The following is a 6,825-nucleotide window of genomic DNA, read 5'->3' as shown; positions in this document are numbered from 1 at the left end:
TAAACAATATGCTTATAGATTTGTTGGCTACTATGGCTCGATTAGACAATGACAAGCGTAGAGAACGAATCAAACAAGGTTTAGAACGTTCTGGATACAAGCCAACAGGTAAGAAGCCAAACGAAAGTAAGCACAAGAGGATCAGAGAACTTCTAGCTACAAACAGTATGAGTAAAGAGGAAATCGCTAAGGCTGTTGGTTGTGGTGTTGCAACAGTTTATAGAGTATCTAAGGCTTTGTAACAAAAGTGTCTTTAAAAGCACCTTTAGTAGTGCTTTTATATGTGCTATGTTGTATTCCATAACAGGAGCACATATGAATCCACAACTTTCTCATATTGAAGATGAAGTACCTATGCAAGAGCTAAAAGAGCTTTTGGATATATATGATTCTGCCTCTAGTGAAAGGCCATGTAGTGCTCGTTTAGAACATCTTAGAGTGGCACCTGGATTAGAGGAACTAGAACTCACTAACATTCTAGATTTACTTCTCTCAAACTCCATTGTTTATAGAGCCAAATCAAAATCAATTTGGCAGTATCTCAAACAGAAAGAATCTGAAAGAAATCAATTGATTGCGAATAGACTAAAGAAAGAAGCTAAAGTATTTGAGCTAATCAAATATGCAAATCATCTGATATCAATCTATCCCAAACTGCAAATCATGAACTATATAAGGGACTAATAATGACTCAACTAATCCATGCACGAATGACTGCAAGTATTACTGAACTCAAGAAGAGTCCTATGGATACTGTATTAGCAGGTAGGGGTGAAGCTGTCGCAATCCTTAATCGTAATACACCTGCTTTCTACTGTATTCCTGCTGATCTATATGAAAACATGATTGAACAGTTAGAGGACTTAGAACTCAATAAAATTGCAGATGCTCGTGCGAATCAGAAGCGCATTCGAGTAAACATAAATGAGTTATAAATTAGACTTTTTAGAAGAAGCATTAGAAGAATGGAACAAGCTTAATCCAAGTATTAAGCAGCCATTAAAAAAGAAACTAATCAAGGTTTTAGAGAATCCTAAAGTTCCTAAGAACAAGTTATCAGGACATCCTAACCGCTATAAAATCAAACTTCGTAGTATTGGCTACCGTTTGGTTTACGAAATTATAGATGATGAGGTTGTCGTATTGGTTATTGCTGTAGGCAGACGTGAAAATGATGCTGTCTATAATACAGCAGACTCAAGGCGTTCTTAACTTAATGCAGAAGAGGGATGTTTAAAACATCCCTTTTTTAATACTAATTACACAAGGGAGCATCAGAAATTAATCTTATATCCCTACTGTATCCTTGAAATACTGAATCAAAGCAACGTCATCAACTAATGGGTAGGAAGATCGAATCTTAGACCTGTTCAACTTCTCAATATCAGGCAACATTCTCTGTACTGTTTCTTGAAATGAAATCATCTTTTCATAGTTATTTTTAGAGTTAAATCCTTGTTCTTTATCTACTTTAAATTTCTTATATAAGTAAGACCAGAACACTACTTCTGTTAAAAATTGATTGTATGCTTTGTTAATTAAAAACTGTTCTTTACTAATTTTCATTGTTTTATCCTGTTATCGTTCCAAATGTTTTCTTATATTTTACTTGTAATTTATCTTCTTGTTTTGCTAGATAAGATGCACGATATACGCAATCACTAAATTGATCAGTTTTTTTTAAACTGTGTCCTACCTTACTTCCACTTGTAATATATTCTTCTTTTCTCTCATGAAAATTTAGAGACACTGTTTTATATTTTTCATTATGAATTTCTACTCCATCCATGTTAAAGAATATTTTTCTTAAAAGATTAAATATTGTTAAAGGACTGTATTTAGCCTGATTTATAACTAATATCATTTCTAAATGAAGACCTCTATTCTCTGCATGCTCGAAGCTATAAATAAAACTATATCCAGCATCTTTAAAAATTGTTCTTATTTTTCTTGTTAATTTCTTAATATCAAAGCTATGGTCATCAATAAGACCTAATGTATATCTAAGTGCTAATGGTCTATCAATGCTATCTCTAGCATGAACTAAAGCTAAATATATATCTTTCATATTTGATTGTTTTAAGGTGTAGTTATTATTAATTGGGTAGCCTAAATAGCTACTAGTTTTTATTATTTTACTCATTAATTAAGGGAAGGGAATAAGTCTTATATATGTATTGTTTTGGTGGTAAATAAAGATAAAAAGATAGAGGAAATCTATATAAATAATATGTAAAGATAATAGCTTTACTTCATAGTAAATTAAGTATCAGATATAGAATAATTTCTCTGTTTATCCAAATTTGTTTTAATGTTAAAAAATATTTATAAATCAATAACATAAGTTGATTTTAATTATTAAATAAACAAAATAAAATGTCTAAGAAACAATGGTTTATAAAAACCAATTGTCAACATATAAACAAGTTAATTTTAAATCAATAACTTAGATAGTATTATAGGATATATAGTACTTGTTCATTCTTTTAATTTTTATAATTAACATATTAATATATAAGAACATTTATGTCAAATTCCGACTAATCTAACTAAGTTAGTTAAAAATATAAAATTTAGTTTGAAAGGATGAGGTATTTATTCAGCTACCTTTGGAATATAGGTACGGGTGGCTTGCTACTGTGCCCCAGTACCCCCTTTTAAGTACCTACTCCGATCGTTTCAAAACTTTTTCTTTTTCGATTGTGACAATAAAGAACTTTCCCTATCAAATAAACAATGGCTAACGCCCTCTGTTCTTACATTTCGTATCAGGTTGTATTCAGTCGGTTGTTACCTAGATTAATTCATTACTAAAATCTACAAAGTATAGTTTTAATTCTGTCGTGACGTAACAAATTGATCTAGGCATAAAAATTTAGTGGAGATATTGGATAAGTAAAAAAGAAAAATCCACAAAGTCTATAGCGAGGAACGAGCACCAGTATTTGATATGTACTATATTTTTAATTCACAATAGAGTTTTGTTAGGTGACATTAAAAAATACCTCCAAATCATCACCATTTGCTTCTAGTTGAATTTTTATATAGTAGTCTATACATACCTAGCTCAATGTATTTAATGTGCATTATCGATCAATTTAGAGTGTTTTAAAGAGTTATTGAAAATAGTAGTGAATTTTTTAAATATTTTATATGAAAAATAGGTGAATTTAATTATTAAAATAAATATTTTTGAAAAGAAGAAGATGTTTTTCTGAATATAAAAAGCTTTAAAATGCTTTACTGTTTGCTGTATGCCTTACAGAGAAAGGCTTATAGAGAGTATAAAGATAGTTTTTCCGAGTTATAAAGATAGTTTTTCCGATGTGGATAAGGGGACATAAAGATAGTTTTTCCGAGCATAAAGATAGATAAATATATTGCTATCTAAGATAGTTAAAGTATAAGCTATTCAAAATACAAATTTATATCTAATAATAGGCAAACAAAAATGGATAGAGAAAGACGATTAGTAGTCAAGGATAATGCTTTAATTGATGCTAGCTTTAACTTATCACTAGTCGAACAAAGATTAATGCTATTGGCTATTGTAGAAGCTAGAGAGATACCAAGCCTTACAATGAATACTGCTATTAAAGTTTCTGTTAAAAGCTATATAGATCAATACAAAGTTAAAGAAAGTACAGCTTATGAAAGTTTGCAAGAAGCAGTAAATACATTATTTGAAAGACAGTTTAGTTATTATGATAATGCTACAGATGAACGGTATAAGGAAAGATGGATATACAAAGCAAGTTATATTGATAATAAAGGGTATGCTGTATTGTTCTTTACCCCAACTGTTATAGGTATGATAAGCCGATTAGAAAAACAGTTTACTAAATACCATTTAGAGCAAATATCTGATTTTAAAAGTAAGTATAGTATTAGATTGTATGAATTATTGGTTCAATATTTGAATCTTGGTAGTAGCAAAAAATATGATGTTTCAGAGATTCGAGAAAAGCTAGGTCTTAGCCCGACTGAATATAAAACAATGAGCCTGTTTAAAGTAAATGTATTGGATAAGGCTGTTAATGAGATAAATAAAAAAACAGAGATCACTATTAAATATGATCAGTTCAAAGATGGTAGAACTGTATCTCATTTCCTTTTCAAGATTAAACAAAAGCCTATTAAAGCAGATAAAAATACAATTAATATGTTTAATACTATGTCAGCTAAACAAGTTCATATGTTTGGAGATAAGCTAAGTAAATTAAATAGCTTTCAATCTCACTATAAAGCTGAGATAGGAGAGAATACAGAGCAGTATGCTGAAAGAATTAAGCTTAAGTTACTAGAACCGTTTTATGTTAATGCTTGGATACAATACTTAGAACAAGTTGGATATGTAGCAACGAAGTTATCCAAATAAACGACCTAATAATCCTTTCTTATCATTGCTTTTATGTTCAATGAGTTTTTGATCTAGCTGCTGTTTAAGCCATGCTTCATTAGCTTTGACATACTCTAATTGACTTTCTAATTGTTTAACTTGTGTCTTTAGTTGTTCAATTTTTTGTTCTAAAAGTTGTTCAGTATTGCTCTTGGGGTGCTCAGTAGAGTGATCAATTTGCTGTACTGTTTGTTTAGTGGTGTTCAGTAGTTCAGTAACGGCTTGATCAGTTACTTTTTTATCTGTTTTATTCCCAAACAATCTCATCATATCTTGAACAGAAACAAAGCCTTCACTGTCTTTTGTTATGTCACCTTTTTTAATACGAGCATAAATTGTATTACGGCTGACTTTGAATAATTTACTTGCCTGATTGATTGAAAGCTTGCTCATATATGCTCATTCTTGTTCTATTCAGATGAACAATACTATACAGCTATTAGCATGTATAAAAATTCAATTTAATTGAAAAAATGAAAATTAACAAAATATAGTAAGATTAAAATTTTGGTTTACTTTATTTTTTTGCTATTATCAAATTAATTATTATTAATTAATACCTTACAATGAAAAAAAATATTATTTTTGCCATTCTATGCATGACTAAAACCTCTTTTCTATTAGCAGGTGATAATATTTCGTCTGAGCTAGAGGATAGTTTACTTTGCAAGAACTTTGATAAAATCGAATCAAATTATAATCTTAATACAGTCTATCGAAATCATAATCAATTGTTAGAGGGAATCACGAGATCTTCTAATATTAGTACTGAATTTAAAGAAAAATTTGTTGTAGATGAGAAATTTTCTGGGCAGAGTGGAAGTACGATTGTTTTTACTCCAGAATTCCCATCATCTTTTAAATTTGTTTATCTATCATTGTATTTAGAGAATAAGCCTACTCTTACTACTGAATATATAGGAGATATTCTTAAATTTGCTGCAGATTTCCGAAAGAAAAATCCAAATACAAATTTAGATTATATGAGTCAAGCTAAAATTATAGAGTACTTAAAAGAAGAAAATGGATTCGACCTGCTTGAAGAGATAAGCTTAGCTGCAGAAATAGCTACAGATAGCTTATATCAAATTGAAGATGATAAAACCTATTATTCTAGGCATCTTTTCTATGCCTATCCGAAAGTATTTAATGAATCCTATAGAATGGCTGTATTTTATACAGACCCACTCAATGACGAGCTAATTATCCTTCAATGTCTAATATGAGTATTTACAAAAAATTGGAAATAAAAAAGAAAGCGCATAGCTCCCTTTCTTTATCATATGGCTTCTTAGTCAGCTTTAAAGGATCTTTTAATAGAACCTAATATTCCTGCTTATTTTAAACAAGAATAGGCATAGTATTTATATGTTAATGTTGCTCCTGATACTGGAGAATAACTATTAATATTATATTGAATATTAGGAGGTGCATTAAAAGATTTACCTGTTTTTCTATCAAATAAGAAACCCTGACCAGATACTGTCCTGTTTTTACAATCAAAATAATAATAAACTAGATGGATATTCTTTGATCTTGGATCATCAATAGTAGCTACTACATTTGTGACATATTTTTGAATTGTTGTATCTAATTCTGTTCGTTTTTCACTAACATAAAATTTGATCGAGCTTGCTTCAAGAAGAAGTTTTTGTCCATCAACAGTAGGGGCTTTTGCTAAAGATAAGGACGAAATAGATATAGAGCTAAGAAGTATTATTATTTTCAATTAATCACCATTAAGATACTAATATTTAAATAAATTATAAAATATCAGATTAATTAATGTATGTGAATAAAAGTTAATTATCAATGGAGTCTGTTCTAACTTATTCACGTAGAAAAAACAGTTAACTATACTTTAAGCGCTTTCAGAAGATTAATAAAATTTTATCATTAGACTATACTCAAAAAATAATAAAATTAAATGAGAAACAACCTATCATTAAACTATTAATTTTAATTAAATGATAGTATTATCATAGTACTTAAATAAACAAAGTTAAATGAGAAATGACAACTAGAATTTATGTAAGAGCCAGTACCAAAGATCAAGATGCAGAACGAGCATTAGATGATTTAAAAGAGTTTGCAAATACCATTCAAGATGAAGTGAAAGACTACATAGAAAATGAATCAGGCACTAAGCTAGATAGACCAGTATTAAATCAATTGCTCGATGATTCAGAGAATGGAGATACCTTATTAGTTGAGAGTGTAGACCGCTTATCTAGGTTGTCTCAGGCTGATTTTGATGTATTGAAAGGACGTATAAAATATAAAGGATTGAAGCTAGTTGTTGCCGATCTACCAACTACACATATGCTCGTTAGTTCAACCGATACCATTACAGGCTCTATCCTGAATCTTGTAAACAATATGCTTATAGATTTGTTGGCTACTATGGCTCGATTAGACAATGACAA

At 29.7% G+C, this 6,825-nt stretch carries 11 protein-coding genes; 7 read left to right on the top strand and 4 right to left on the bottom strand.

The window, feature by feature from the left end:
• The 4 genes from RR409_RS20515 to RR409_RS20500 all read left to right on the top strand — a co-directional run.
• On the top strand, nt 1-242 hold a 242-nt coding region (locus RR409_RS20515), incomplete at its 5' end, for a helix-turn-helix domain-containing protein (RefSeq protein WP_332559639.1).
• Nucleotides 243-315: 73 nt separating this feature from the next.
• Nucleotides 316-684, top strand: a complete 369-nt coding sequence (locus RR409_RS20510; RefSeq protein ID WP_332559638.1) for a hypothetical protein — start codon at nt 316-318, stop codon at nt 682-684.
• Nucleotides 685-746: 62 nt separating this feature from the next.
• The gene (locus RR409_RS20505) at nt 747-935 is read left to right on the top strand and encodes a hypothetical protein (protein WP_332559637.1); all 189 of its coding nucleotides are present in this window, start codon (nt 747-749) and stop codon (nt 933-935) included.
• Complete coding sequence (locus RR409_RS20500; protein ID WP_332559636.1) at nt 925-1,212, top strand: type II toxin-antitoxin system RelE/ParE family toxin; 288 nt, start codon at nt 925-927, stop codon at nt 1,210-1,212. The genes RR409_RS20505 and RR409_RS20500 overlap by 11 nt, the downstream gene beginning before the upstream one ends.
• A gap of 75 nt (nt 1,213-1,287) precedes the next feature.
• On the opposite strand, the gene RR409_RS20495 is transcribed toward RR409_RS20500, so the two are convergent.
• Nucleotides 1,288-1,566: a hypothetical protein gene (locus RR409_RS20495; RefSeq protein WP_332559635.1), complete on the bottom strand. Its 279-nt coding sequence runs from the start codon at nt 1,564-1,566 to the stop codon at nt 1,288-1,290.
• Between the two features lie 4 nt (nt 1,567-1,570).
• On the bottom strand, nt 1,571-2,068 hold the full coding sequence (locus RR409_RS20490) for an inovirus-type Gp2 protein (protein ID WP_332559634.1): 498 nt from the start codon (nt 2,066-2,068) through the stop codon (nt 1,571-1,573).
• Nucleotides 2,069-3,451: 1,383 nt separating this feature from the next.
• Between RR409_RS20490 and repM the strand changes: the two genes are divergently transcribed.
• Nucleotides 3,452-4,378, top strand: coding sequence for a replication initiation protein RepM (gene repM, locus RR409_RS20485; protein WP_332559633.1), 927 nt, complete (start codon nt 3,452-3,454; stop codon nt 4,376-4,378).
• On the opposite strand, the gene RR409_RS20480 is transcribed toward repM, so the two are convergent.
• On the bottom strand, nt 4,367-4,792 hold the full coding sequence (locus RR409_RS20480) for a plasmid replication DNA-binding protein (RefSeq protein ID WP_332559632.1): 426 nt from the start codon (nt 4,790-4,792) through the stop codon (nt 4,367-4,369). The two genes, repM and RR409_RS20480, sit on opposite strands and share 12 nt — an antisense overlap.
• Before the next feature lie 206 nt (nt 4,793-4,998).
• Here RR409_RS20480 and RR409_RS20475 point away from each other — a divergent pair, with 206 nt between their 5' ends.
• The gene (locus RR409_RS20475; RefSeq protein ID WP_332559631.1) at nt 4,999-5,625 is read left to right on the top strand and encodes a hypothetical protein; all 627 of its coding nucleotides are present in this window, start codon (nt 4,999-5,001) and stop codon (nt 5,623-5,625) included.
• Between the two features lie 110 nt (nt 5,626-5,735).
• Here RR409_RS20475 and RR409_RS20470 read toward each other — a convergent pair whose 3' ends face one another.
• Complete coding sequence (locus RR409_RS20470; protein ID WP_332559630.1) at nt 5,736-6,128, bottom strand: hypothetical protein; 393 nt, start codon at nt 6,126-6,128, stop codon at nt 5,736-5,738.
• 284 nt (nt 6,129-6,412) lie between these two features.
• Between RR409_RS20470 and RR409_RS20465 the strand changes: the two genes are divergently transcribed.
• Nucleotides 6,413-6,825, top strand: a 413-nt coding sequence (locus RR409_RS20465) for a recombinase family protein (RefSeq protein ID WP_332559629.1), incomplete at its 3' end; no start/stop codon positions are given.

The sequence above is a fragment of the Clostridium sp. genome (assembly GCF_036642255.1).
Lineage (GTDB): Bacteria > Bacillota > Clostridia > Clostridiales > Clostridiaceae > Clostridium_J.
Note: the sequence above shows the minus strand (reverse complement) of the source record. Positions and strands in the feature narration are given on the sequence as shown.

What these genes read in the sequence shown, in the direction of transcription:
- RR409_RS20510 (WP_332559638.1), top strand. Translation starts at nt 316, where the DNA reads ATGAATCCACAACTTTCTCATATTGAAGATGAAGTACCTATGCAAGAG.
- RR409_RS20505 (WP_332559637.1), top strand. Translation starts at nt 747, where the DNA reads ATGGATACTGTATTAGCAGGTAGGGGTGAAGCTGTCGCAATCCTTAAT.
- RR409_RS20500 (WP_332559636.1), top strand. Translation starts at nt 925, where the DNA reads ATGAGTTATAAATTAGACTTTTTAGAAGAAGCATTAGAAGAATGGAAC.
- RR409_RS20495 (WP_332559635.1), bottom strand. Translation starts at nt 1,566, where the DNA reads ATGAAAATTAGTAAAGAACAGTTTTTAATTAACAAAGCATACAATCAA.
- RR409_RS20490 (WP_332559634.1), bottom strand. Translation starts at nt 2,068, where the DNA reads ATGAAAGATATATATTTAGCTTTAGTTCATGCTAGAGATAGCATTGAT.
- repM (WP_332559633.1), top strand. Translation starts at nt 3,452, where the DNA reads ATGGATAGAGAAAGACGATTAGTAGTCAAGGATAATGCTTTAATTGAT.
- RR409_RS20480 (WP_332559632.1), bottom strand. Translation starts at nt 4,792, where the DNA reads ATGAGCAAGCTTTCAATCAATCAGGCAAGTAAATTATTCAAAGTCAGC.
- RR409_RS20475 (WP_332559631.1), top strand. Translation starts at nt 4,999, where the DNA reads ATGACTAAAACCTCTTTTCTATTAGCAGGTGATAATATTTCGTCTGAG.